This is a genomic window from Nonomuraea sp. NPDC049504, from assembly GCF_040676845.1.
GTDB classification, from domain to species: Bacteria; Actinomycetota; Actinomycetes; order Streptosporangiales; family Streptosporangiaceae; genus Nonomuraea; species Nonomuraea salmonea.
In genome coordinates this window covers 22,289-47,246 of the sequence record NZ_JBFAPT010000011.1, presented here as the reverse complement: position 1 = coordinate 47,246, position 24,958 = coordinate 22,289, and the positions used below count along the sequence as shown (strand labels likewise).

Annotated in this window: 23 protein-coding genes; 11 read left to right on the top strand and 12 right to left on the bottom strand. The window is 70.9% G+C overall.

Going from position 1 to position 24,958, the window contains the following annotated elements:
• Window positions 1-14: 14 nt before the first annotated feature.
• Window positions 15-1,031, top strand: a complete 1,017-nt coding sequence (locus AB0K28_RS21665) for a LacI family DNA-binding transcriptional regulator (RefSeq protein WP_364372685.1) — start codon at window positions 15-17, stop codon at window positions 1,029-1,031.
• 43 nt (window positions 1,032-1,074) lie between these two features.
• On the top strand, window positions 1,075-1,731 hold the full coding sequence (locus AB0K28_RS21660; RefSeq protein WP_364372682.1) for a maleylpyruvate isomerase N-terminal domain-containing protein: 657 nt from the start codon (window positions 1,075-1,077) through the stop codon (window positions 1,729-1,731).
• A gap of 1 nt (window position 1,732) precedes the next feature.
• Here the strand turns inward: AB0K28_RS21660 and AB0K28_RS21655 are convergent, their stop codons facing one another.
• The 6 genes from AB0K28_RS21655 to AB0K28_RS21630 all read right to left on the bottom strand — a co-directional run bounded on the left by AB0K28_RS21655 (window position 1,733) and on the right by AB0K28_RS21630 (window position 8,644).
• The gene (locus AB0K28_RS21655; protein ID WP_364372679.1) at window positions 1,733-2,389 is read right to left on the bottom strand and encodes a response regulator transcription factor; all 657 of its coding nucleotides are present in this window, start codon (window positions 2,387-2,389) and stop codon (window positions 1,733-1,735) included.
• Window positions 2,386-3,492: a histidine kinase gene (locus tag AB0K28_RS21650; RefSeq protein WP_364372676.1), complete on the bottom strand. Its 1,107-nt coding sequence runs from the start codon at window positions 3,490-3,492 to the stop codon at window positions 2,386-2,388. The genes AB0K28_RS21655 and AB0K28_RS21650 overlap by 4 nt, the downstream gene beginning before the upstream one ends.
• A 240-nt stretch (window positions 3,493-3,732) precedes the next feature.
• Window positions 3,733-4,614: an RNA polymerase sigma-70 factor gene (locus AB0K28_RS21645; RefSeq protein WP_364372673.1), complete on the bottom strand. Its 882-nt coding sequence runs from the start codon at window positions 4,612-4,614 to the stop codon at window positions 3,733-3,735.
• Window positions 4,611-5,939, bottom strand: coding sequence for an FAD-binding oxidoreductase (locus tag AB0K28_RS21640; protein WP_364372670.1), 1,329 nt, complete (start codon window positions 5,937-5,939; stop codon window positions 4,611-4,613). The genes AB0K28_RS21645 and AB0K28_RS21640 overlap by 4 nt, the downstream gene beginning before the upstream one ends.
• A gap of 390 nt (window positions 5,940-6,329) precedes the next feature.
• On the bottom strand, window positions 6,330-7,757 hold the full coding sequence (locus AB0K28_RS21635) for an amidase (RefSeq protein ID WP_364372667.1): 1,428 nt from the start codon (window positions 7,755-7,757) through the stop codon (window positions 6,330-6,332).
• A gap of 278 nt (window positions 7,758-8,035) precedes the next feature.
• Window positions 8,036-8,644 carry a TetR/AcrR family transcriptional regulator gene (locus AB0K28_RS21630; RefSeq protein ID WP_364372664.1) on the bottom strand — a complete coding sequence of 203 codons (609 nt, stop codon included), beginning with the start codon at window positions 8,642-8,644 and terminating at the stop codon, window positions 8,036-8,038.
• 94 nt (window positions 8,645-8,738) lie between these two features.
• Between AB0K28_RS21630 and AB0K28_RS21625 the strand changes: the two genes are divergently transcribed.
• Window positions 8,739-9,488, top strand: coding sequence for an SDR family oxidoreductase (locus AB0K28_RS21625; protein WP_345406856.1), 750 nt, complete (start codon window positions 8,739-8,741; stop codon window positions 9,486-9,488).
• 512 nt (window positions 9,489-10,000) lie between these two features.
• On the opposite strand, the gene AB0K28_RS21620 is transcribed toward AB0K28_RS21625, so the two are convergent.
• Both AB0K28_RS21620 and AB0K28_RS21615 read right to left on the bottom strand, forming a co-directional pair.
• The gene (locus AB0K28_RS21620; protein ID WP_364373293.1) at window positions 10,001-10,705 is read right to left on the bottom strand and encodes a response regulator transcription factor; all 705 of its coding nucleotides are present in this window, start codon (window positions 10,703-10,705) and stop codon (window positions 10,001-10,003) included.
• Window positions 10,706-10,909: 204 nt separating this feature from the next.
• Window positions 10,910-12,124: a sensor histidine kinase gene (locus tag AB0K28_RS21615; RefSeq protein WP_364372660.1), complete on the bottom strand. Its 1,215-nt coding sequence runs from the start codon at window positions 12,122-12,124 to the stop codon at window positions 10,910-10,912.
• Window positions 12,125-12,540: 416 nt separating this feature from the next.
• Between AB0K28_RS21615 and AB0K28_RS21610 the strand changes: the two genes are divergently transcribed.
• A complete protein-coding gene (locus AB0K28_RS21610; RefSeq protein ID WP_364372657.1) occupies window positions 12,541-13,224 on the top strand; it encodes a hypothetical protein in 684 nt (227 codons plus the stop codon).
• Here the strand turns inward: AB0K28_RS21610 and AB0K28_RS21605 are convergent.
• A complete protein-coding gene (locus tag AB0K28_RS21605; protein ID WP_364372654.1) occupies window positions 13,206-13,937 on the bottom strand; it encodes an alpha/beta hydrolase in 732 nt (243 codons plus the stop codon). The two genes, AB0K28_RS21610 and AB0K28_RS21605, sit on opposite strands and share 19 nt — an antisense overlap.
• A 42-nt stretch (window positions 13,938-13,979) precedes the next feature.
• Between AB0K28_RS21605 and AB0K28_RS21600 the strand changes: the two genes are divergently transcribed.
• Both AB0K28_RS21600 and AB0K28_RS21595 read left to right on the top strand, forming a co-directional pair.
• Window positions 13,980-14,645, top strand: a complete 666-nt coding sequence (locus tag AB0K28_RS21600; RefSeq protein WP_364372651.1) for an AraC family transcriptional regulator — start codon at window positions 13,980-13,982, stop codon at window positions 14,643-14,645.
• A gap of 101 nt (window positions 14,646-14,746) precedes the next feature.
• The gene (locus AB0K28_RS21595) at window positions 14,747-15,226 is read left to right on the top strand and encodes a VOC family protein (protein ID WP_364372648.1); all 480 of its coding nucleotides are present in this window, start codon (window positions 14,747-14,749) and stop codon (window positions 15,224-15,226) included.
• Here AB0K28_RS21595 and AB0K28_RS21590 read toward each other — a convergent pair.
• Both AB0K28_RS21590 and AB0K28_RS21585 read right to left on the bottom strand, forming a co-directional pair.
• Window positions 15,218-16,267: a glycoside hydrolase family 76 protein gene (locus AB0K28_RS21590; RefSeq protein WP_345406835.1), complete on the bottom strand. Its 1,050-nt coding sequence runs from the start codon at window positions 16,265-16,267 to the stop codon at window positions 15,218-15,220. The two genes, AB0K28_RS21595 and AB0K28_RS21590, sit on opposite strands and share 9 nt — an antisense overlap.
• Window positions 16,268-16,281: 14 nt before the next feature.
• On the bottom strand, window positions 16,282-17,403 hold the full coding sequence (locus AB0K28_RS21585; RefSeq protein ID WP_364372645.1) for a substrate-binding domain-containing protein: 1,122 nt from the start codon (window positions 17,401-17,403) through the stop codon (window positions 16,282-16,284).
• Window positions 17,404-17,546: 143 nt separating this feature from the next.
• On the opposite strand from AB0K28_RS21585, the gene AB0K28_RS21580 reads away from it, so the two are divergent.
• From AB0K28_RS21580 to AB0K28_RS21560, 5 genes are read left to right on the top strand one after another with little or no spacing between them, the layout of a single operon-like run.
• Entirely contained in the window at window positions 17,547-18,821 is a 1,275-nt protein-coding gene (locus AB0K28_RS21580) for a glycoside hydrolase family 125 protein (protein WP_364372642.1), read from the top strand.
• Entirely contained in the window at window positions 18,818-19,759 is a 942-nt protein-coding gene (locus tag AB0K28_RS21575; RefSeq protein ID WP_364372639.1) for a sugar ABC transporter permease, read from the top strand. Before AB0K28_RS21580 ends, AB0K28_RS21575 begins: the two co-directional genes overlap by 4 nt.
• A complete protein-coding gene (locus tag AB0K28_RS21570; protein WP_345406826.1) occupies window positions 19,756-20,628 on the top strand; it encodes a carbohydrate ABC transporter permease in 873 nt (290 codons plus the stop codon). The genes AB0K28_RS21575 and AB0K28_RS21570 overlap by 4 nt, the downstream gene beginning before the upstream one ends.
• A 30-nt stretch (window positions 20,629-20,658) precedes the next feature.
• The gene (locus tag AB0K28_RS21565; RefSeq protein WP_364372635.1) at window positions 20,659-21,936 is read left to right on the top strand and encodes an ABC transporter substrate-binding protein; all 1,278 of its coding nucleotides are present in this window, start codon (window positions 20,659-20,661) and stop codon (window positions 21,934-21,936) included.
• A gap of 10 nt (window positions 21,937-21,946) precedes the next feature.
• Window positions 21,947-23,449, top strand: a complete 1,503-nt coding sequence (locus tag AB0K28_RS21560) for a glycoside hydrolase family 76 protein (protein WP_364372632.1) — start codon at window positions 21,947-21,949, stop codon at window positions 23,447-23,449.
• Between the two features lie 40 nt (window positions 23,450-23,489).
• Here the strand turns inward: AB0K28_RS21560 and AB0K28_RS21555 are convergent, their stop codons facing one another.
• Entirely contained in the window at window positions 23,490-24,899 is a 1,410-nt protein-coding gene (locus AB0K28_RS21555) for an alpha/beta fold hydrolase (RefSeq protein WP_364372629.1), read from the bottom strand.
• Between the last annotated feature and the right edge of the window lie 59 nt (window positions 24,900-24,958).

Sequence of the window (24,958 nt, the reverse complement as noted above, 5' to 3'; positions counted from 1 at the left end):
ACTAGGATGGCGGCGTGTCCACCAACCGCAGACGCGTGACGCTCAAGGACGTGGCGGCCCGAGCGGGCGTCTCGCTGATGACCGCCTCCTACACCTTCACCCGCCCCGCCCGCGTCGCCGACGCCACCCGCGAGCGCGTCCACCGCGCGGCCGGCGAGCTGGGCTACCACCCCGACGCCGTGGGCCGCGCGCTGAAGTCCGGCCGCACCAGGCAGCTCGGCGTGGTCTTCAGCGAGCACCTGGTCTACGCCTTCGACGACCCGCAGGCGGCCCGGTTCCTCGCGGGCGTGGCCGAGGTGTGCGTCGAGGAGGGGCAGGGGCTGACGTTCATCCCGACGCGGGGCGACGCCGACGACGCCGACCGGGTGCTGTCGGCCGCCGTGGACGCGTTCGTGCTGTGGACCACCACCGAGGACGATCCGGTGCTCGCGGCCGTCGCGGGCGATCCGCGGCCCGCCGTCATCCAGGGCGGTCCCGTGCGCGATGGCATCGCCTGCGTCACCCAGGACGACCGCGCGGCCGCCCGCGCCATCGCCGCCAGGGCGCTGCGCGAGGGCCGTGCCCCCGCCGTCATCTCGTTCCCGCTCGACCGCGCCCGCGCGGCGATGACGACCACGGGCGCCGGCCTGCCGCCGCACGTCCCGTTCCCCGTCACCGACGCCCGCCTGCGCGGCTACCGCGACGCCGTCGAGGAGGCCGGCCTGAGCTGGGACGGCACGCCGGTCGCGGTCATCGCCCGCAACACCCGCGCCGACGGCGCCGCCGCCGCCCGCGACCTCGCCTCCCGTCTGCCCGCGGACGCGCTGGTCATCGCCATGAGCGACGAGCTCGCGATCGGCGCCCGCCAGGCACTCGAAGACTCCCACCCCGGCGGCGTCTACCTCGGGTGGGACGCCTCACCTGCAGCTCAGCAGCTCGGCATCATCTCCGTCACCAACCCGCTGCGCGACCAGGGACGCCGCTGCGCGCAGCTCGCGCTCGACCCGGGTGACGCCGGTGAGCGGGAGATCCCGTGGAGCATCACCGGGTAAGCCGGTTGTCCGGCCTCGTGACCGGCCGCTACGGTGTGGGCGCGTGGATGCCTTCGAACGTTCCTGGGCGGCGTTGCGCGCCGCGGTCGCCGACCTGCCCGACGACGTCTTCGCCGAGCCGTCGGGCTGTGCCGGGTGGCTCGTGCGCGACCTGGTCTGCCACCTGGTCATCGACGCCCAAGACGTCCTGATCACCCTCGTCACCCCGACCGACGAGCCGCCGACCCGCGACGCGATCACCTACTGGGAGGTCACCGGCACTCCCCCGACCGGTGACGACCCGCTCGACGCGCTCACCGTCCGGCTGGCCGCCGCCTACGAGGACCCGTACCTGCTGAAGTTCCACCTCGACGACGTCGGCTCCGCCGCGGGACGGGCCGCCGCGCTGGCCGACCCCGCGATGCGGGTGGGCACGCGGGACGAGGTGCTCACGGCGGGCGACTACCTCACGGCGTACGTGCTCGAATGGACCCTGCACCACCTCGACCTGATCGCCCACCTGCCCGGCGTGCCCGGCCCGCCCGCCGAAGGGCTGGCCCTGTCGCGGGAGATGCTGGAGAAGATCGCCGGGGCCGCGTTCCCCGCGTCGTTCTCCGACGAGGCCGCGCTGCTCGTCGGCACCGGCCGCCGCGGCCCGACCCCGGTAGAGCGGGACGAGCTGGGCGACCTGGCCGGCCGGCTGCCGTTCGTCGTGGGCTGACCTAGCGCCCCGCGTCCATCATGCGGCTCTCCCAGGCCCAGGCCGCGATCTCGACCCTGTTGCGGGCGCCGAGCTTGGCCTGGACGCCCGCCACGTGCCCTTTGACCGTGCTCACCGCGATGAACAGATCGTCGGCGATCTCCTGGTTGCTGCACCCCCTGGCGACCGCCCGGGCGATCTCGGTCTCCCGCGCGGTCAGGGGCTGCGCGGGCGCGCGGGCCGCGCTCCCGGCTCCCCGGTCGGCGAGCCGGCGCAGCAACCGCAGCGTGATCGACGGGGAGATGAGCGCGTCGCCCGCGTGGGCGGCCCTTACGGCCTCGACCAGCAGCGCGGGGCCCGCGTCCTTCAGCACGAACCCGGCCGCGCCGCAGTGCAGCGCGCCGTGGACGTATTCGTCCAGGTCGAACGTGGTGACCATGACCACCCGGGTCGGGGCGTCGGCCAGCGCGCGGGCCACCTCGATCCCGTCGAGGCGGGGCATCTGGACGTCCACCAGGCACACGTCAGGACGTTTCCGGCGGGCCTGCTCGATCGCCTCGTCGCCGTCGCCCGCCTCGGCGATCACGACGATGTCGGGCTGGTCCTCCAAAATGATGCGCAGACTGGCCCTGATCATCGCCTGGTCGTCGGCCAGCAGCACCCGGATGGGCGGCGTCATCGGCGTTCCCCGGCGGGGACGGTGGCGCGCACGATCCAGCCCGCGCCAGGGCCGGGGCCGGCGGTGAGAGTTCCGCCCAGGGCGTCGAGGCGTTCTCCCATGCCGATGAGGCCGTAGCCGGCGCGGCGCGGGCGGGCGTTCGCGTGCGGGGCGTCGTCCTCCACCACGACCGTGACGGCCTGCTCGTCCTGGGTGATGCCGACGGTGACCACGCGGGCGTGCCCGGCGTGCTTGGCGACGTTGGTCAGCGACTCGCGGACGACGCGGTACACGGTGCTGCGCACCTCGGCCGGCCAGCCGTCGGGCTCGGCGGTCAGCCGCAGCCGCGCCGATCGGCCGTGGCCGTCGAAGCGTCCGACCAGTTCGGCGAGCTCCCGATGACCCGTCACGCCCGGGGCGCTCTCGCGCATCAGGCCGACCACGCGGCGGGTCGCGGCCAGCGCCTCGTGGCCCGCGGCCTCGATGCCGGCGAGCGAGGCGGCCGTCCTGTCCGGGTGCTTGGCGGTGACGAGCTGGGCGGCCTGCGCCTGGAGCACGATGCTGGTGACGTGGTGGGCCACGACGTCGTGCAGTTCCCTGGCCAGCTCGCGGCGCTCGGCACGGCGTACGCGCTCGGTGGCGGCGCGGCGGCGGGCGGCCAGCCATCGGGGGACGAGCCCGCCTCCAAGGGCGGCGAGCCAGATCAGGCCGCCCTGCACCGGCACGGGCGAGCCGGAGCCGGTCAGCAGGCCGCCCGTCATGACGACCGCCCCCGCGGCGGCCACCGCGCAGGCCCGGACGGCGGGCAGCCTCCTGACCGCGGAGCCGACGAGCACCGCCAGGCCGAGCGCGGTGGCGGGGCCCGGCTCCGCCGGCAGGTGGAGGAGGTGAGCGGGCAGGACGGCGAGCCCGGCCACGGTCAGGCCGGCCACGGCGGTCCACAGCCGGGCGGCGCGGCGTGCCACGGCGAGCACCGCCACCACCGCGCCGACGCAGGCGCCGGGCACCCAATAGCCGTCACCCCAGCTGGCGGCGAGGCGGGTGGCCTGGTAGGCGATGGCCAGCGCGAGCACGACGCCGAGTCCGATCTCGGCCGCCACCTCGAGCCGAACGGGAGCACGCACGGCGTTCACGCTAGGGCACGGGTCCCATGGGCTTGTACCGGCCGAAAGTACTGTTTCGTTCCCACTGCCGGCGGCCCACTGCCGGCGGCCCACTGCCGGCGGCCCACTGCCGGCGGCCCACTGCCGGCGGCCCACTGGTGGGTGCCCCGCTGGTGGGTGGCCCGCTGGTGGGCGGGCCGCCGCCGTCCTCCTCGTCCGACGCTTCGGGGCCGATGGAGTGATCGGGCCCGCCCGTCCCGCTCAGCGGCTCACCGGGGTCTCCTCGTACACGCGCGACAGCTTCTCCGGATTGCGTACCGCGTACACGCCCCTGATCAGGCCGCCCTCGACCCGCACCGTGATGACGGCGTCGATCCCGCCGTCGATGCGGAGCACCAGGGCCGGATGGCCGTTGACGTGGGCCGGCTGCAGCGCGCCGGCGCCGAACCTGGACAGCGCGACGGCCAGCGGGGCGATCCGCTCGGCCCCCACGAGCGGCTCCAGCAGCGCCTCCACGACTCCGCCGCCGTCGCTGAGGAAGACGGCGTCGGGCGCGAGGACGGCGAGCAGACCTTGCAGGTCGCCGGTCTCCGCCGCCCGCCGGAAGGCGTCGAGCGCGTCACGGATCTCGGCCTGCGAGACGCCCGCGCGCGGCCGGCGGGCGGCGACGTGCGAGCGGGCCCGGTGGGCGATCTGGCGGACCGCGGCCTGGCTCTTGTCCACGGCCTCGGCGATCTCGTCGTAGCCGAGGGCGAACACCTCGCGCAGCACGAACACCGCCCGCTCGGCCGGCGTGAGCGTCTCCAGCACCAGCAGCATGGCCATGGAGACGCTCTCGGCCAGCTCGACGTCCTCGGCCACGTCGGGCGTGGTCAGCAGCGGCTCGGGCAGCCACGGGCCGACGTACGACTCCTTGCGGCGGCCGAGCGTGCGCAGCCGCATCAGCGCCTGCCGCGTCACGATCCTGATCAGGTACGCCCGCCGATCCCGCACCGTGCCGAGATCGACGCCCACCCACTTCAGCCAGGTCTCCTGCAGCACGTCCTCGGCGTCGGCGGCCGAGCCGAGCAGCTCGTACGCCACGGTGAACAGCAGGTTCCTGTGGGCCACGAAGTCCTCGGTGGCCGGGTCCATCCGGTTCATGGGCGGACGTTGTGGTTGCGGGAGAACAGGTTGCGGGGGTCGTGCCGGCGCTTGACCGCCGCGAGCCGCCCGAGGGTCGGCGGCGGGTAGACCGCGGCCACGTCGTCCGGCGTGGCGGAGGTGAGGAAGTTGGCGTACGCCCCGCTGACGTGGGGCGCGAGCCTGGCCCAGATCGCCTCCAGAGCCGGGCGGGCCGCCTCGACGATCGGCTCCGGCCCGGCTGCGGTGGTCACGAACATCAGCTCCGCCTGGCGGTGAGCGTAGGCGGTGGCATCGTCGGGGACCCGGGCGACCGCGCCTCCGACGCTGCGGACGGAGATGAACGGTGAGCCCTGCGCCGCCCCGATCTCCGCCAGCAGCTCCAGGACCTGGCGCACCGACCCCGCCTCGACGAACGCGCTGCGGGTGAGCAGCCGGATGCCGGGCGGCGCGGCCTGGCCCTCCTCCAGGATGTCCGCGTACGGCTGGAGCGTGACGTCGTCGCTCAGCACCGTGCCGAGAGCGCGGATCGGGTCGATGGCCTTCGCGGCCGCCTCGGGGTCGTCGCCGTCGAAGGCGACCTGGATCTTCACCGGCGCTTCGTGGCCGCCCTCGAAGGGGTTGGCGAAGCTCGCGATGGAGGTCAGCTCGTCCGGGGCCGTTCGCAGGTAGGCCGCCCAGCCCTGGAGTACTTCGGCGAGTTCCGCGGCAGGGAAGGTGACCGCGCCGAAGAAGACGTCCGTCGTCGGGTGCGCCGCCAGCTCGAAGGCGGTCACCACGCCGAGGTTGCCGCCGCCTCCGCGCAGTGCCCAGAACAGCTCGGGGTTCTCCTCCGCACTAGCGCGCAGCACCGCACCGGAGGCGGTGACGACCTCGGCGGCGACCAGGCTGTCCAGGGTCAGGCCGTGCTTTCTGACCTTCCAGCCGATGCCGCCGCTCAACGTCAGCCCGCCGACGCCCACGCTCCTGGTGTCTCCCGAGGAGATCGCCAGGCCCAGCGGAGCCAGGGCGTCCGCGACCCGACCCCAGGTGGCGCCGCCGCCCACGCGGACGATGTGGCGTTCCTCGTCGATGACCTCGACGTGGGCGAGCCTGGCGAGGTCGAGGACGACGCCGCCGTCGTTGGTGCCGAAACCGGCGAAGGCGTGGCCGCCGCCGCGTACCGACAGCACCAGACCCGCGTCGGCGGCGAACCGGACAGCGGCCTGCACGTCCGCCACGCTCGCCGGCCGCAGGACGTAGGCCGGGCTGCCGGGGACCAGCATCGTGCGAGCGGCCTCCCCGTAGCCGGCCGTGCCAGGCTCGATGACGTCGCCGCCGAAAGTGGTGGCCAAGAGGGCGTTCATGGTGCTCCTTCCACACACCGGGGTTGTTCCCGGTCGAGCAGAAGATGCCGGCGGCCCGCTCGTTGTGACATGGCGGCGGCGTGACCTACGCCACGCCGCACAGCCACTCCAGGCCGGCTTCGGCGTGGGTGACGACGGTGAAGTGGCTGTCGCCGGGGAGCAGCCGCAGGTCGGCTGAACTCGCAGTCGTAGGCGAAGTTCGCGCCGGGCGAACCTGCCGATGCCGAGCGCGTCCGCGACCGCCGCCGCGTCACCGGCGACGGACGCCACGGCCCGCCCCGGCGCCACATGACCGGCAACCGCACGCCGTCGCCTGGAGCGGTGTCGTAGACGTGCAGCGTGCGGGCCCCATCCACGTGAACGTCCAGCTCGATCATCATGTCCTCGACGCTACCGCTCCGTCGGGGGACGGAAGCCGCCGATCTCCTGCTCCAGCAGCTCGGCCAGCCGCAGCGGGGTGCGGTCCTCGAACATCGGGCCGATGAGCTGCACGCCCACCGGCAGCCCTTCGGGGGATCCGCCCGCCGGGACGGCGGTGGCGGGCAGGCCGGGCATGGTGGCCAGGCCGGCCCAGACGAGCTGGTCGAAGTACGGGTACTCGGTGCCGTCGATGTCGATGCGCCGCCGCATCGGGTCGGGGCTGTGGTCGTGCGGGAACGCCGGCGTCGGCGTCACCGGGCAGACCACGGCGTCGAACTCGGCGAACAACGCCCGCCAGCCGTGCCGATGGGCCTCGCGGCGGTTGTTCACCTTCAGCCAGTCGCGGTGGCTGAAGGTCAGGGCGCGCAGCCGTACGGACTCGAGGCTCTGGTCGTCCGGGTGCTGCTCGTGCGGTTCCATGGGAAACCGCGCGACCGAACCCGAGATCAGCAGCTGCATGTAGAGCCTCGCGGCCTCCGCCAGGTCAGGCAGCAGCGGGCTGTGCCACTCGACGCGGGCGCCTGCGTCGGTGAGCGCGGTGGCCACCCGGTGCACGCCCGCCCGCACGGCGGAGCCGGTCGGGAGCAGCGGATGTTCGTCGAGGACCAGGACCCGGAAGTCGCCGAGCCGGTCGTGGCGGGCGGGCGGCAGCTTCAGCTCGTACGCCAGGCCGTGCGTCAGCGGGTCGGGCCCCGCCATGACGTCGAGCAGGAGCGCGAGGTCGCGGGCGGTACGCGCCATCGGCCCGACGACCGCCAGGTCGAGCTCCGCCGGCAGCTCCTTCGGCAGGGCCATGCCGCGGGTCGCCGCCAGCCCGAGCGTCGGCTTGTGCGCGTAGACGCCGCAGAAGTGGGCGGGCGTACGCAGCGAACCGGCCAGGTCGGAGCCGATCGACAGCGCCCCGAACCCGCACGCCAGCGCCGCCGCCGAACCGCCGGACGACCCGCCCGGCGTGCGGTCGCGGTCCCAGGGGTTGGTGGTGGTGCCGTAGAGGTCGTTGAAGGTCTGGATGTCCTGCAGGCCCAGCGGCACGTTGGTCTTGCCGAGCACCACCGCGCCCGCCTCCTTGAGCCGCCGCACCTGGACCGCGTCCTCGGCCGGCATGAAGGCGCGGTGCTGCGGCATGCCCCAGGTCGTGGCCATCCCTTCGACGTCGTACGACTCCTTGACCGTCACCGGGACGCCCAGCAGCGGCCGCTCCGCACCGCGGGCGCGCACCCGGTCGGCGTCTCGCGCGGCTGCTCTCGCCCGGTCGAAGTCCGGTACGCAGATCGCGTTGGTCACCTCGTCGTCCCGCTCGATCCGGGCGATCGCGTCGTCCGTCAGCTCTGCTGAGCTCACTTCCCCGGCCCGCAAAGCGATCGCCAGCTCTTCGGCCGACTGGTATTTCGTATCCATGGCGGAGGACTCTATTGGCTTGCCATGAATGCTGATCCCGACACGTGTCGTCGGCGTTTTCCGGAGAAGCGGAAATGGCCGCCTGGCAGCTTCGTTGAAAGTGGCTTCGCCGCAGGTCAGCAGGGCTTTGGGTGGCGCTTTGGCTCTGGCGAGGGCATGAAACTCCGCTGCATTCAACGAGAGAGACATCTCAATTCTCGTCAGAACGGACCGCCCATCGCGTCACGGGCCACAATTCGCAGAATTTGTCCAGTCGGCAGAGGGAGAGTGTTTCTTGCTTATGGGCTCGGCCATTGGAGCAGGGCCAGGTCGGCGACCCGGCGAAGTTCGTCGCGAGGGGTGCCGCCGGCGGCCTGGACGGCGATGCCGTTGGCGACGGCCATGAGGTAGCGGGCGAGCAGCTCGGGGTCGTGGCCGGCAGGCAGGTCGCCCTCGTCGGCGGCGCGCTGGAGGCGTTCGGCGAGGAGGGCGACGCCGTCGTCGCGCCAGGCCGCGAGCGTGTCGCGGATGCCCCGGCTGGGCTCCCCCGCCGCCAGTGACCCCTGGACGCCGAGGCAGCCGGCGGGCGCGCCGGGAGTGGTGGTGGCCAGGGCCGCGCCGTGCAGGAACGCGGTGGCCACCTCGCGCGCAGTCGGCTCCTGGACGGCCCGCCGCCCATAGGAGGCCGGACCATCGGTGTAGCGCCGTAGCACCAGGTTGAACAGATCTTCCTTGCTGCCGAACGCGGCGTACATGCTGGTGCGGCTGATGCCCATGGCCTTGGTCAGGTCGGTGAGGCTGGCGCCGTCGTAGCCCTGCTCCCAGAAGACCCGCATGGCCCGATCGAGCGCTTTCTCGGCGTCGAACCCGCGCGGGCGGCCGACCGGCGCCTTCCCCTGGCTTTGCACGACTTCGATCCTACCGTTGTGTACTGATCGGTGCGGAAGTGCTATCGTCACCATTAAGTACCGATTGGTACAGATTTCTCATGAGGTGAAAGCCATGAAGCTGTTCGAAGGCAAGACCGCGGTAGTGACGGGCGGCGGCACCGGCATCGGCCTGGCCACCACCAGGCGGCTGGCAGCCGAGGGCGCCCACGTGTTCATCACGGGACGCAGAAAGGTCGTCCTGGACGAGGTGGTGGCGAGCATCGGCCCGGCATCGGTGACCGCCGTCCAGGGCGACATCTCCAACCTGACTGATCTCGACGACCTCTACACCGCCGTACGAGAGCGCGGCCAGGGCCTGGACATCCTGTTCGCGAACGCCGCCGCCGCCTCGTTCGCGACTTTGGAGCAGGTCACCGAGGACCACTTCGACGACATCATCGGCACCAACGTCAAGGGCACCCTCTTCACGGTGCAGAAGGCCCTCCCGCTCCTGAATGACGGCGCCTCGGTGATCCTCAACTCCTCAGTACGCGCAGGAGACGGCGTCGTGGCCTTCGGCGTCTACGCGGCCTCGAAGGCGGCCATCCGCTCCTTCGCGCGCACCTGGGCCAACGAACTCAAGGACCGCACCATCCGCGTGAACGCCATCTCCCCCGGCACCATCGACACCCCGGGCCTGGACGGCGCCGTGGCCGACAAGAACAGCCCAGTCACCAGGGAGTACTTCACCACGGGCATCCCGATCGGCCGAGTGGGCCGCCCGGAGGAAGTCGCCGACGCAGTGGCCTTCCTCGCCTCCGACCAGTCAAGCTTCATCCTGGGCGCCGACTTGGTGGTGGACGGCGGCGAAGTCCACATCTAGTCCGCACCGAACGGCCCTCGAAGTTCGAGCGTCCACCACCACCACCGGAACGCACCGTACCGGGCTCAGCTCAGGCGATCAGCGGCGCTCGCCCGGAGGCAGCAAACCCGCCACCGATCGGCGAGCCACCGACGCTCCCTGCCCGGGTCGGCCAGTGGGCCGCAGCTCATGCGAGCCACCGGCGATCTTGCGGACTCGCGACGATCCCGCCACAGCGGTGGGCAGGTCGCGGAGGTGCATCTGGAACGGCGGCGAGCCCACCGCGCACTGTGCAGGTCACCGACACTCATACCTGCTCGGTGACCAGCTCGGGCGACTGAGCAGGACGTGCCCGTTCGGGCCGGGCCCTTCGGGCTGGGTAGGGTCGAGCCTTTTTGGGCCGGGTAGGGCCGGGCCCCTTTGGGCTGGGCAGGTCGTTGATGACCGTCTCGGACCATGACCCGCCTCCTGAAACCGGCTGTGTCACGGTGCCCGCCCGGGGTGGTGGTGTGTGCGCCTCCGAAGCGTGCTGGTCATTGGTGGTCGTCCGGGACGGTGACGAGGCCGGCTTCGTAGGCTGCGATGACCAGGTGGGCGCGGTCGCGGGCGTGCAGTTTGGACAGCAGGCGGCCGACATGGGTCTTGACCGTGCCGACGGTGAGGTGCAGGTGCTCGGCGATCTCGGTGTTGGACAGGCCGCTGCCTATCAGGGTGAGCACCTCGCGTTCGCGTTGGGTGGTGTTGCCCAGGTCGCGCACGGCTGGGGTGGAGCGGGAGCCGCGCAGGAAGTCGGCGATGAGGCGTCGGGTCACCGAGGGCGCGAGCAGGGCCTCGCCGGCGGCGACGACTCTGATGGCGGCCAGGAGCTCCTCCGCTGTGGCGTTCTTGACGAGGAAGCCGCTCGCTCCCGCTCGGAGCGCGCCGTACACGTATTCGTCCAGGTCGAAGGTGGTGAGGACGAGGACGCGGACGTCGGCGCCGTCGGGGTGGGCGCAGATGCGGCTGGTCGCTTCGATGCCGTCCATATCGGGCATGCGGATGTCCATGAGGACGACGTCGGGGCGCAGCCGGCGGGCCAGGCGCACGGCCTCGGCACCGGTGCCCGCCTCGCCCACGGTGGCCAGCCCTGGAGTGGTGTCGATGAGGACCTTGAGGCTGTCACGCACCAGCACCTGGTCCTCGGCGAGCAGGACCCGGATGGTCGGTGACGACTCGTGCGGAACGGCGTCACCGGTCATGCCGCCGCCGATCGTTTCGCCATCGGTCATGTCGCCACCGATCGTTTCGCCACCGATCGTTTCGTCGCCACCCACGTCGCGCCCCCCAAATCGTCGCCGTCCATGTCACCTTTGGTCGTGCGATCCCCAGCCATGTGGTCGCCGTCCGCGTCATCGTTGATCGTGCCGTCGCCGGCCATATCGCTGCTGGAGGTGTTGTGCCGGTCATGTCGCGGTCGGGTTCTCGTCGTACGGGAGGCGGGCTGCCACGCGGAAGCCACCCTCCGGCCTGGGGCCCGCGCTGAAGGTGCCTCCGTACAGTTTGACTCGTTCACGCATGCCGATCAGGCCGTGTCCGCCGGGGCCGGTGCGGGGTGGGCGGCCGTGACGGGGGCCGTCGTCGAGGACCTCGATCGTGGTTTCTCGGGGGTTGATGTGCACGCTTACCGAGCAGTGGGTGGGTGCGGCGTGGGTGATGACGTTGGTCAGGGCTTGTTGGACGATGCGGTAGATCGACATCGCCACCGCGGCTGGGAGTTCGGCTTCTTCGTGGACGGTGAGGTCCACCTCCACTCCGGCGGAGCGGGCGTGGTCGGCGAGCCCGGGTAGGTCTGCCACGCCGGGGACGGGCAGGTGCGTCTCCTCCTGGGTCAGCCGGGGGTCGCCGTCGGAGCGGAGGAGGCCGAGCACTCGGTGTATCTCGGCCAGCGTGCTCCTGCTCGTCTGCTCGATGATGGCCAGCGCGGCGCGGGCCTCTTGCGGGCGGGCGTCGGCGACGTGGTTGGCCACGGTGGCCTTGACGGCGATCAGGCTCATGCTGTGGCCGATGACGTCGTGCAGCTCCCGGGCGATGCGGCGGCGCTCGTCGGCCACGACCGCTTCGGAGAGGTGGCGGACGAGGCGGGCGGTCGTCTCCCGTTTCCAGTGGACGGCCGCTCCGACGGCCCCCGCGGTGATCAGGAGCACCGAGATCACCCCGATCTCGATCGGCCACGCGGGTGGCAGCTCGCTCGGCCCTGCCGCGGGCTCGAGACCGGGGAACACCTGCTCGTAGAAGATCAGCACCGCCGTGACCGCGCCGGCCACGCATGCCGCCAGGTATGCCGCCGACCAGGCCAGCGAGGTCGTGGAGGCCACGAGGTACAGGACGAGCGCGGTCGGCACGTACGTCACCCAGATCGCGCCCGCCGCCACGGCACCGGTCACGGTCGCCAGCACGCCCGTGACGGCCGCGAAGGCGAGCACGGCACGCGACGTGCGCCGCCGTAGGGCGATCGGCAGGGCGAGGACCGCCCCGACCGGCCACGCCGCCCACGCCGGCCACCACGACGACGGCCCCGGAGGATCGGCGACGGCGTATCTGATGATCAGCGCCACGACGATCGCCGTCACCACGTCGGTGACGATCCACCCATCGAGCCGCTGCCCGCCCCACTTCATGCCCGGACCGTATCGCCCCCGCACCGGGCCCGGCATCTGACCACGGTCGGACTTTCCGCATCCGACCGTGGTCCGACCACCGGTCACCTGTGCGGTGCGACCTCTCGCGTCCATACGGGTTCGGCTGGAACCATGACGGGGGTCTCACGTCTGACCGGGGTCGTAGCGCCGGCTTGTGAACGGCGGAAAAGATGCGACCTGGGGCAGACGCGCGCACCTCGCCCTGCTCGCGACGATGCTGCTGGACCCGGCCGTTCGTGCCGGGAGGCAGCGACAGGACGGGTGGGAATCGAATGGTGTCCGACATCCAACGGCGTGTGGCGCGATGGCGGCGAAGCGATGGGGAACGGCGGGAGGCCAACGCCGAGGCCAACCTGGGCAGGCAGCACCCGTTCCCTGGGCGGTGGGTCAGTGCGGTGTCGCTGATCGGCGGGCCTCTACTGATCATGGCGGGGACGCTGCTGCGTTCGCCGTTTCACTTCTTCGTCCCGCAGCAGCTCATCGCCTACAGTCAGCACCCTGCGCTCATCACCGCCGCCTACACCTGCTTCGCGGCCGGGTTCATCATGCTGTGGCCGGGGGTCGTGACGCTGGCGCAGCGGATCGCCGCCACCAGTCCGCTATGGGGCATGTGGGGCGGATGTCTGGTGCTCGTGGGTCTGTTCACCAGAATCTTCCAGTTCGGGACCGATCACCTGGCCTTTCATCTCACCGACAGTCTCGGTCTGCGGACGATGCTCGACGGTGTCGACGCCTACTACACGGCTTGGGGCGAGACGCGGTGGCATCCGTTCAGGGCCATCTCGGGGCCGGCGTTCTTCGGCTGGGTCGTGCTGGCCGTCGGCGCCTATCGGTCCGGTGCCCTGGGGCTGGGGCGGTCGGTGGCGCTCGGTCTGATGGCGATGCTCGCGCTCGGGCCGCTCAAAGGCACCCAGATCCCGCAGTCCTTCCTCGCCGTGGGCGGTCTCTGCGTCGCCTTCATCCCCCTGGGGTTCTCGCTGCTGCGGGCCGGGCCGCCGCCGACCAGGCGTGCTCTGGTCTGGATCGCAGTTCTCGCTGTCGTGTACGTCCTCATGACGGCTTACGGGCCGAAGGGGTGATGGTCGGCGAACAGGTCCGGGCGCTGGAGGGGGATGCCGTGGCCGCAGTCCGGTACGGTGATCAGCCGGCTGCCGGGGGCGGCGGAGTGGATGGCACGGGCGGAGGCGTGCATCAACCCGCGCTCGCGCTCCCCCACCATCACCAGCGCCGGATTCTTGAACTCGGACCATCCGGCGGGAAGGGTGAAGCGGATGTTCTCGCCGACGCTCGCGAGCAGGGTCGCCCGGCTCGTACGCGCGCTGTCACGGACGTAGTCGGCCAGCAGCTCGTCCGGGATGAACAACTGCTTGGCCTGCAGCTTCGTGAACCACTCCTGCCTGGCGAGCGGCGCGGTGGCGGCGAGGAGCCCCAGCGTCGCCCCGGGGAACCGCAGCGGCTTCGCCTGCGCGCTCACCACGAGGGCACTGGTGACGAGGTCGGGACGGGTCGCGGCGAGCAGGATCGTGAGCTGCGCGCCCAGGGAGAAGCCGGCGACCGTGGCGCCGTGCGGAGCGCGTTCCTCCAGGACTTTCACCAGGGCCTGAGCGGTGGACTCGTGTGACCGGTACGGCTCTGCCGCGCTGTTCCCATGGCCGGGAAGGTCGGGGACGATGATGCGGGCCTTCGCGCCGAGCCGCTCCGCCACGGGCCGCCACATCCATCCCGCGACCCCGCCGCCGTGCAGTAACAGAAGGGGCGGTGCCTGCGCGTTTCCGACCTCATCGACGTACATGTCCCCATCCTTTCACCGACGAGGAACCCGTACTGTGGAGCGATGACTCACGCCCTGGCCCCGTTCGTGGTGGCGTTGAGCCCGTACGAGCTGGGCCCGAGCGCGCACCGCGGGCTGCCCTCGTCCACGATCACCGTCACCATCCCGGAGTCGGACGCGGTCGAGATCGCCTGGCTAGAGCGGCCGCAACCACCGCAGCGGTTCAGCGCCGCCGTCGCCGGGCTGCACCTGGACGCCGCCGAGCTGCGGCAGCAGGGCGGCACGCGTGGCGTCTGGCTCACGCTCAGCCCGCTGGGAGCCGGAGCACTGCTGGGCGTACCGGCGTCGGAGCTGAGCGGGCAGATCGCGGACCTCGCGGACGTGTCCCCGGCGATGGCGCACCTGCCCGAGCAACTGGCCGCCTGCCGCTCGTGGCCGCAACGCCGCACCCTGGTAGAGAACGCCCTGCTCACCGGCTGGGCCCGGCACCAAAGGCACGCCGACGGGCGGGATCTAGCCGCGCTGAAGGCGCTGTCCAGCACCGCGAGGGTGGAAGAGGCAGCCGGCCTCCTGGGATGCTCCCGCCGCCACCTGAGCAGTACGGTCCGCGCCGCTCTGGGTGTGACGCCGAAGGAGTACCAACGGCTCCTGCGCTTCGAAACCGCACGCGGCGCGCTCGCAACGGCCGCCCGCACTGAAACGATCAGCCTGGCGACGATCGCCGCGTAGTCAGGCTTCGCCGACCAGGCACACTTCACGCGGGAGTGGCGCGCCATGGCCGGATGCACCCCGACGGAGTGGCTCCGCACCGAAGGCTTGGCCGCCTGACGATGCACCAGCCCTACCAGGTCCGCGGAAGGCGGGTTCGCCGAGGAGCGTTCCCAAATCTTCAAGACCCTGATCCGGACCGCGAGGACGATGGACGCATGATGCTCTCTCCACGTCTCATCGTCCCCGACCCCGTTCGTGCCTCCGCCTTCTACCAGGCGGCCCTGGGGGCGGAGCAGGTGTTCGCCGCTCCCCCGGCCGAGGACGGCCGGCCGAGCATGATCGAGCACCGCGTCAAGGGGGGATCGTTTCGGGTGTCGCCGGCCGTGCGGGCCTGGGGGTGGCGATCACCCGAAGACCTCGGCGGCTCGCCGGTTCTCATTGAGGTCGAGATCGAGGATGCGGACGCCGTGGGCGAGCGGATGATCGCTCACGGCGCCGAGGTGGTCGTTCCGATCGAGAATCGCCCCTACGGGAAACGGTCGGGCCGGATCCGGGACCCGTTCGGGCATCTGTGGATCATCACCGGTCACCTACGCTGAGCCGGCCGTGGCGGTGGCCAGGGCGGCGCACACCTCGGTCGCCATCACTGCGCTGAGCTGCGCCGACAGGGAGACCTTGGGCCCGGGTGGCCGGTTCCAGTCCTGACTGGCCAGCAGGAGCCCGTCGCGGACGCACGAGCCCCACAACCGTTCGGTGCTGTCCAGCAGGAAGTCGCGGACGTCGGGTACGTCGTGCACCGAGACCAGCAGGTGGGCGTACCGGTAATAGATGCCCTTGAACAGGCCCTCGTCGCCGCCGTCCCCCTCGTCGGCGAAGACGCCGTCGGAGGCCAGCTCGGTGATCGCGGTCTCGGCCGTGCGGGCGGCGCGGGCGAGGTGGTCGTCCTTGTCGAGGGCCTGGGCGAGCTCGACGCACGCGCCGACGTACAGACCCTGGTTGTACGTGAAGCGCCAGTGCACGTCGATGGCGTGGTCCTCCTGCCGGTTGACGCCGTCCTCGACGAACCCGTCGGGCCGCACCAGCGCGCCCTCCAGCCAGTCCATCGTCCTGACCGCCCACTCGAGGTAGCGGGCCTCGCCGGTGGCGCGGTGCAGCCGGGCCGACAGGATGACGAACGGCGCGTTGGCGGGTGTGTTCTTGTAGTACGGCTGCTGGACGCGCCAGGCGATGCCGCCGCCCTCGTGGTCGTTCCAGCCGTGGTCGAGCACGTGCTGCCAGATCATGACGGCGTCCCCGCGCAGGTCGGCGGAGCCGGTGGCCTCGGCGAGGCGGAGGGTGGCGAGCGCGAGCCAGAGCATGTCGTCGAAGTAGTCGTTGAACAGCGCGCCGCCGTTGCGGCGGCGGAGGCCGGCCAGGATGGCGGTGGCCTGGTCGAGCCGGGCCGGGTCCGACGAGCGACGGTAGGCGTCGATCCGGACGTCCATGGCGTGCGCGAGCCACCAGTAGTTGAAGACGTCGTCGTCGCCCGGCTCCAGCGGGTGCCAGTTGTGGAAGAGCTGGTCGCCGGGAGCGGCGAAGTAGTGGTCGAGGCTGCGCTGAGCCAGCTCGGCGCGGTCGTTCCAGAGGGCAGGGGGCGTCACAGGTCCTCCGTGGTTCAGCTGGGCTCGACGATCGAGAAGGGGACGATGGAGCGCGGCGGTACCGGCTCGCCGCGCATCTGGGCGAGCAGCAGGTCCACCGCCTGCCGGCCCATCTCCCGCTGGTCCTGGCGTACGTGCAGGAATTCCGGCCCGGCGATCGGGTCGAGCGGCGAGTCGAAGCAGGCGATCAGGGGGCGCGGCGAGGCGCCGGCGATGGCCCGGCTCATGACGCGGGCCAGGTTGTACTCGCACACGACGAACGCGGTCACCTCGGGCTCGCCGGCCTGGAAGGCGCGGATGCGTTCGACGTCGGCGAGCACGTTCTCCTGGGTGAACGCGCCGGGCAGCGTGCTGGACAGGCCGGTCAGCTGGCGCGCGTTGTCGAGGGACAGGCCGCGTCCGGCGAAGGCGGCGCGGAAGCCTTCGAGCCGTTCTTCGATGCTGGAGGTGTTCTCCGGCGGCGGCGAGACGAACGCGACCTGCCGGTGCCCCTGGTCGAGCACGCGCTCGGTCAGCGCCCGCGCGGCGGCCACGTTGTCGGTGTGCACGGCGCACACCTGGATGCCGGCGAGATAGCGGTCGACGAGGACGAGCGGGTAGCCGTCGAGGATGGTACGCAGCAGCCCGGCGTTGTAGTACTCCCCGTGCACGGGAAAGACGATCAGCCCTTCGGCGAGCCCGGCGTCGACCATCGACTCGATGGCCTTCTCCTCCTCTTCCTGGCTGCCGCGGGTGCGCTTGATGACCAGCGTGATGCCGCGCTCGGCGCAGCGCTCCTCCACCGCGCAGAGCAACTCGAGCCCGTACGCCTCGGACGCGTCCGGATAGATCATGGCGATCGTCCCCGGCACCCGCTCGCCTTCCTGGACCGCCGCGCCGGCCGGGGAGAGCACCAGGGCGTCGAGGTCGGGCGGCTGCTGGGCCACGAACGAGCCCTTGCCGCGGATCCGGTGCACGACACCGGCCTGGCGCAGCACCTCCAGCGCCTTTTTCGAGGTGATCCGGCTGACCTCGAACCGCTCGGCCAGCTCCATCTCCGAGGGGACGCGGTCGCCGGGAGCCAGGGCTCCCCGCCGGAGCTCGTCCAGGAGGTAATCGATGATCCGCTCGTACAGGAGCGGGCCTCTCGCAGCCACTCTTCCCCTTCACCACTTGGTATGTCACCGTGTCTAGGTATATATCATCTTATAGATTGATACATCAAACATATTGACTTATGACAACTTGATTCCTACGTTTCCCTCAGATGACATCTCACGCACCTCACGAAGGGAAACGCGTGAACGCCGTCCCCACTGTGCTGCTCGACGTCGCCGACCAGGTACGCACGCTGCTGGCGCCCCGGTTCCCCGATGCCGCCGCCATGTTCCGGCAGTGCTTCCTCAACACGCTGGAGACCACGGTCAAACGGCTCCCTGACGGGACCACGTTCGTGCTGACCGGCGACATCCCGGCCATGTGGCTGCGCGACTCGGCCGCCCAGATCGAGCCGTACGTCCGGCACGCCGCCGCGGACGACGACCTGCGGGCCATGGTCCGCGGGGTGATCCGCAGGCACGCACGCTACGTCGCGCTCGACCCGTACGCCAACGCCTTCAACGAGACCCCCGACGGCCAGGGCCACCAGGACGACCACACCGAGCTGACGCCCTGGGTCTGGGAGCGCAAGTGGGAGCTCGACTCCCTGTGCCACCCGCTCAGGCTGCTGCACCTCTACTGGACGGCCACCGGCGACACCGAGGTCTTCGACGAGGACGTGCACCGCATGCTCGCCGTCGCGGTCGCCACCATGCGCGCCGAGCAGCACCCCGACAGTTCCCCCTACAGCTTCGAACGCCCGCACCCCGAGCAGCCCACGGACACGCTCGTCAACGAAGGACGCGGCCCCGCGTGCGGCTACACGGGCATGGTCCGCTCGGCGTTCCGGCCCAGCGACGACGCCTGCACCCACGGCTTCCTCGTCCCGGCCAACATGTTCGCGGTCGCCGTGCTCGGCCACGTCGCGGCCTTCGCCCGCGACTTCTACGCCGACCAGGCACTCGCCGACGACGCCGCCGCGCTGCGCGCCCAGATCGAGGACGGCATCCGCCGGTACGCGATCGTCGACCATCCGCGCCACGGCCCGATCTACGCGTACGAGACCGACGGCCTCGGCAACCACCTGCTGATGGACGACGCGAACGTCCCGAGCCTGCTGTCCATCCCCTACCTGGGCTACCGCCCGGCCACGGACCCGACGTACCGCAACACCAGGGCCTTCGTGCTCAGCGCGGGCAACCCGTACTACAGCGAGGGCCGGCACGCCCGCGGCGTCGGCAGCCCGCACACCAAGCCAGGCCAGGTCTGGCCGATGTCGCTGGCCATGCAGGGCCTGACCAGCACCGACGCGGCCGAGCAGGCGGAGCTGCTGACCATGCTCGCCGCCACCACGGCCGGCACCGGCTACATCCACGAGAGCTTCGACCCCGACGACCCCGGCGTGTTCACCCGCCCCTGGTTCGGCTGGGCCAACAGCCTGTACGCGCAGTTCGCCATGGAGGTGGCGTTGCCATGACCCAGACGCTCGCCGGCCCGCCCGCGGTCGGCGGCCGGGCCTCCCCCGGCCACGCCAAGCCCGGGCGCTCGCTGCTGTCGCGGCACCAGGCGCGGGCCGGGATCCTGTTCGCGACGCCGCCGATGGTGCTGTTCGTCATCTTCACCGTGCTGCCCGTGGCCGGCGCGCTCGGCCTGAGCTTCACCAGCTACGACGTGTTCACGCCGCCGTCGTGGGCCGGCCTGGAGAACTACGCCAGGCTGATGGAGGACACCACGTTCTTCGTCACGCTCAAGAACATCCTGTTCTACTGCGTGATGTTCGTGCCGCTGATGATCGCCGCCTCGCTGCTGCTCGCGGTGGCGCTCAACAGCAGGCTGCCGGCGATGGGCGTCTTCCGCACCATCTACTACATCCCCGTCGTGACCTCGCCGGTGGCCGCCGCGACCGTGTGGACGTGGATGCTCAACAGCCACTACGGCCCGATCAACGAGATCCTCGGCTTCTTCGGCATCCAGGGCCCGGCGTGGGTGGGCGACAGCAGCACGGCCATGGTCTCGATCGTGCTGGTCACGCTCTGGCAGGGCGTCGGCTCCAACATGCTGATCTACCTCGCCGGGCTGCAGAACATCCCGGCCCACCTGTACGAGGCCGCCGCACTCGACGGCGCCGGCCGGTGGGCGACGTTCGCCCACGTCACCTGGCCGCAGCTGCGGCTGACCACGCTGTTCGTCACGACGCTGTCGCTGATCGGCGCCTTCCAGCTGTTCGACCAGGCGTACGTGATGACCAAGGGCGGCCCCGGCAACTCGACGCTCACACCCGTCTACCAGATCTACGAGACCGCCTTCAACCGGCTGCAGATGGGCTACGCCTCGGCGCAGGCGTTCACGCTGTTCCTCATCATCGTGGCGGTCACCGTGATCAACATGCGGATCAACCGGAGTGACGAGACATGACCATCACCAGGCGGATCAGGATCGCCCTGTTCTACGGGGTGCTCACCGTGGTCGGGGCGTTCATGCTGCTGCCGTTCCTGTGGTCGCTGAGCACGTCGCTCAAGCCGGACGACGAGATCATCGCGCTGCCGATCAAGTGGCTGCCCAGCTCGATCACCTTCGAGCACTACTGGACGGCGTTCACCGCGGTGCCGTTCGCCCGGCACTTCGCCAACTCGATGCTGCTGGCCGTGGCGGGAGTGGTCACCAACCTGCTGCTCGGGGCGATGGCCGGGTACGCCTTCGCGCGGCTGCCGTTCCGTGGCAGCAAGGTGCTGTTCCGGCTGCTGCTGGGGTCGATGATGGTGCCGGCCGTGGTGACGCTGGTGCCGTCGTTCGTCATCGTCCGCAGCATGCCGCTCGCGGGCGGCAACGACCTCGCCGGGCAGGGCGGCATCGGGCTGCTCAACACGTACTGGGCGGTGATCCTGCCGGGCGCGGTCGGCGCGTTCGCGGTGTTCATGATGCGGCAGTTCTTCCTGTCCCTGCCCAAGGACCTCGGCGAGGCGGCCCGCGTGGACGGCTGCCCCGAGTTCCGCATCTTCTGGAAGATCTACCTGCCGCTGTGCCGGCCCGCGCTGGCCACGCTCGCGGTGTTCACGTTCGTCGCGGGCTGGAACGGCTTCCTCTGGCCGCTGATCGTGCTCAACGACCCCGACATGAACACCATCCAGATGAGCCTGGCCGCCTTCTCCTTCAACCGGCAGACCGACTACGGGCCGCTCATGGCCGGATCCATCGTCGCGATGGCGCCCACGCTCCTGCTGTTCGCCTTCGCGCAGCGCCACCTCACCCGGGGTCTGGCCTTCACCGGCTCCGGCCTGCAATGACATGACTCTCACGAAAGGAATGAGCCGCCGATGCACGCGACCCTGACCAGGCGGCTGGCGGCCGCCGCCCTCGCCGTCGCGACGGTGATCACCACCGGCTGCGCCTCCTCCGGCACCACCTCCTCCTCAGCGGACGGCGTCATCAAGCTGAAGTTCTGGGGCGACTGGTCGGGGGAAGGCGAGCAGCAGTTCAGGACGATGACCGCGGCCTTCAACAAGACCCACCCCAAGATTCAGGTCGAGTACGTCGTCCAGGAGGACATCCTCACCAAGTTCCTCACCGCCTCCACCTCGGGCCAGGCCCCCGACGTGATGTTCTGGGACCGCTGGCGCACCGCGAGCTACGCACCCAAGAACGTGCTGCTCCCGCTCGACGACCTGCTCAAGAAGGACGGCATCCCCAAGGAGCGCTTCTATGGCGAGGCCGTGCGCGAGCTCACCCACGACGGCAAGCTGTACGGCCTGCCGCTCACGGTCGACGCCCGCGCGCTGTTCTACAACAAGGCCCATCTCAAGGAGGCCGGCATCGAGCCGCCGCGCACCTGGGACGAGCTGGAGAAGGCCGCGGTCAAGCTGACCAGGCGCGAGGACGGCAAGCTCGTACGGGCCGGGCTGTCCATGGACGACACCGGCCTGTTCAGCATGTACCTGCGCCAGGCCGGCGGCCAGATGGTCACCGACGACTGCTCCAGCACCGCCTTCAACGGCCCCCAGGGCCTGCGGACGCTCGACCTGTGGAGCCGGATGATCAAGGCGGGCGTCTACCAGAGCGGCTTCGAGAAGGGGCTCGGCGAGGGCACCGACGCCTTCGCCACCGGCAAGGTCTCCATGATCCTGACCGGGCCGTGGAACATCACCACGTACAAGAAGTACGGCAAGGACCTCGACTTCGGCATCGTGCCGCCGCCCAGCGGCCCGCAGGGCGACCAGGCCAGCCTCATGGGCGGCTTCGGCCTGGTGATCCCGCGCGCCGGCAAGCAGCAGGACGCGGCATGGGAGTTCGTCAAGTGGTGGACGGCCGAGAAGGACAACGCCATGTTGTGGGCCAAGACCAGCCTGAACATCCCCGGCAACGTCGAGGCCGCGCAGGATCCGTTCTTCTCCGGCGACCCGTTCTGGAAGCCCGTCATCGACACGCTGCAGTACGCCAAGATCCGTCCCGCATGCGCCGGCTACCCGCCGATGGAGGAGGAGGCGGTCATCCCGAACCTCCAGCTCTTCATGGAGGGCAAGGTCAGCGCACAACAGGCCCTCGCCCAGGCACAGCAGCAGGGCGACCGGGTCCTGAAGGACAACAACCTCAACTAAGGAAGCGCCGGTGAGATCACGACTCGCGGCTGCCTGTGTCCTGTTGTCGGCAGCTCTCGTCCAACCCGTCCTGCCCGCTCAAGCCGCCGTCCGGCACGTCCCCGCGGACGCCGACGCCGCCATGCGGGCCTTCGTCACGACCTTCTGGGACCCGGCGAAGAAATACTTCTACACCAACAGCGACCGCCGCATCCACGAGCACGCGCACGGGCCGGAGGGCGGCCTCTACACCGACTTCTGGTGGGAGGCGCAACTGTGGGAGCTGGTGATGGACGCCTACGAGCGGACCCGCAGCGCCGAGTACCGCCGCATGATCGACGACGTCTACGCCGGTTTCGTCGCCGCCTATCCGGAGTTCGAGAACGACTTCAACGACGATCTCGGCTGGTGGGCGCTGGCGAGCGCGCGGGCGTACGAGATCACCCGCGACGCCAGGTACCTCAACCGGTCGCGGGAGCTGTTCGACCGCATCTGGGCCTTCCACGACTCGACGTACGGCGGCGGCATCTGGTGGCGCAGGAGCGTGCGCGACCAGAAGAACGTCGCCACCAACGCCCCCGCCGCGCTCACCGCCACCAAGCTCTACGCCGCCACCGGCGACGCGAGCTACCTGGAGCGGGCGCGCGGCCTGTTCGCCTGGATCAAGGCCAACCTCCAGGACAACGGCCACGTGTACGACCACCTGGAGGGCTCCGGCACCCTCGTCAAATGGGACTTCAGCTACAACTTCGGCACCTACATCAGCGCCGCCGCCGCGCTGCACAAGGCGACCGGCGCCGCGTCCTACCTGGCCGACGCCCGCGCGGCGGCCGACTGGGTCACCACTTACCTCACCAACGGCGGCACGGTGATGCAGGAGGGCGTCAACGACGGCGGCGGGTTCAAGGCGCGGCTGATCCGCGGGCTCAACACGCTCGTCAAGGAGCACGGCCAGCGCCGGTACCTGCCGTTCCTGCAGCGCAACGCCACCCAGGCGTGGCAGCACCGCCGCAGGTCGGACAACCTGGTGGGGCCTGACTGGTCGGCGCCGGCGCCGAGCACGTACCTGCAGAGCCTGACCGCGGCCGCCGCCGTCAGCACGCTGCAGATCGTCCAGCCGGACGGCAACGCCGGGCTCCAGCCGGAGAACGGCGTCTACGAGGCCGAGAACGCGGTGCCGGCCGGCATCGGCGGCGAGAGCAGCCAGCCCGGCTACAGCGGCCGCGGCTACCTGGCCGGCTGGAACAGCTCAGGACAGACGCTCACCTTCCACGTGAACGTCGCCTCCGCCGGGGCGCACAAGCTGACCTTCCGGTACGCCGCGGGGGCGGGCGACGCCACCCGCCGCGTCCTCGTGAACGGCGCTCAGGTCGCCGCCGGCCAGCCGTTCCCGTCCACCGGCGGCTGGGGTACGTGGAGCACGGCCGTGCTGGACGGCGTCACCCTCGCGCGGGGATACAACCTGATCCGGCTCGAGATGGGCTCGAACTTCCTCAACCTCGACCGGCTCGACCTCTCCGGGCCGACCTCGTGAAAGACGGTCACGCGCCCGGCGTCGCGCTCGGGGCGACGATTCATTCGGGGGGGCAGGTGGTGCCCGGCTTGGCCGGCCTCAGGTCGGTCAGGTACGCGGTGGCGTGCTGGATGGGGCACTTCTTGCCCGACAGGTACATGACATGGCCGGGCCCGTCGTAGCCGACGGTCACTGATCCCGGGATCATCCTGGTGAAGCTCTCGGTCAGTACGTAGTCGCCCCACGTGCTGCCGACTCCCAGGAACGGCGGCAGGCCGCGAGTCGGCAGCGGGCGGGACGGGTTGGCGACCGGTAGCGGCCAACCGGTGCATCCGAGCGCGTCGAATGCGGCTCCCCCGAAGTTCGGCGAGATCTTCCGCGCCTGACGGCGGAACTTCTGCAGCTGCGCGTAGCTGCGGTAGCCACGGTCATCCGCGCAGGTCATCGCCAGCGCTCCGGGCGCGGCCCAGATCCGCGCGTTGCCGAGAGCGAAATCGGCGAAACCGGACCCGTCCCCGTTTTGAGCCTTGTCGACCGCCGCGGCGAAGGCGAGCCACCGCGAGCTGTCCGGTCCGGGGTCGCCGATGAAGCCGAAACTCCGCAGATGCCATCCGGTCAGCTTCCCCTTGCCGAACTCGGACGACGTGACCGGGATCGGCCTGCGATCGGCGTCTCGAATGAGCTTGTGCCAGACGGCCCCGGCGTCCTGTCCGTGCAACGCGCAGGCGGGGGTGTCCGCACACCATGTGGTGAATCGGGTGAAGACACGTTCCAGGACGGGCAGGGTCCGTAGCGTCTGGTCGGGCCAGCCGTCGACCTGGTTGATCGTGCCGTCGAGGTACATGGCGCGGATGCGCTGCGGGAACAGCCGGGCATAGGCGCCGGCGGCCACTCCTCCGTAGGAGCTGGCCATGAAGCTCAGCTTCTTCTCGTCCAGGGCCTCGCGAACCGCTTCCATGTCCCTGGCCACCGACAGAGAGTCCATGTGGGCGAACAGGCCGGTCTTGTCCGCGCTCTGGCAGGCTTCGAAGGCTTTGGTCATCGCTGCGGCCAAGGCCTCGTACTGCTTGCGGCTCTGGGGCTCGAACAGTGACGTTCCAGGCTGCATGCAGGATGAGGGCATCTGATCACGCCACACGGTGGTGCGCGGCTTGTAGGCGACGAGGTCGAACCTGCGCCGCAGTTCGGTGAGGTCGGCCGCGGCGCGCTTCAGGTCCTCGATCCCGCTGACCCCGGGACCGCCGGGGATGCCCAGCACGCTGCCGATCCGGTGCGCGGGCTCTGTGGCCGGCAGCCGGGCCAGGTCCAGTTCGACCTTCGGCCCGTCCGGCTTGGCCCAGTTCACGGGTACCTCGATCGCAGCGCACTGCATGCCCGCCGGTATGCCCTGGCCGGCGCAGTCCCGCCAGGTCGGCCGCGCGTCCTGAGCGGCGGAGGCCGCCGGGGTGATTCCCGCGAGCGCCGCCACCATCACACCGATGACCAGCCCTCTGGTCCTGCCGCGTCTGCGCCGCTGTTTGGTCGTCATCA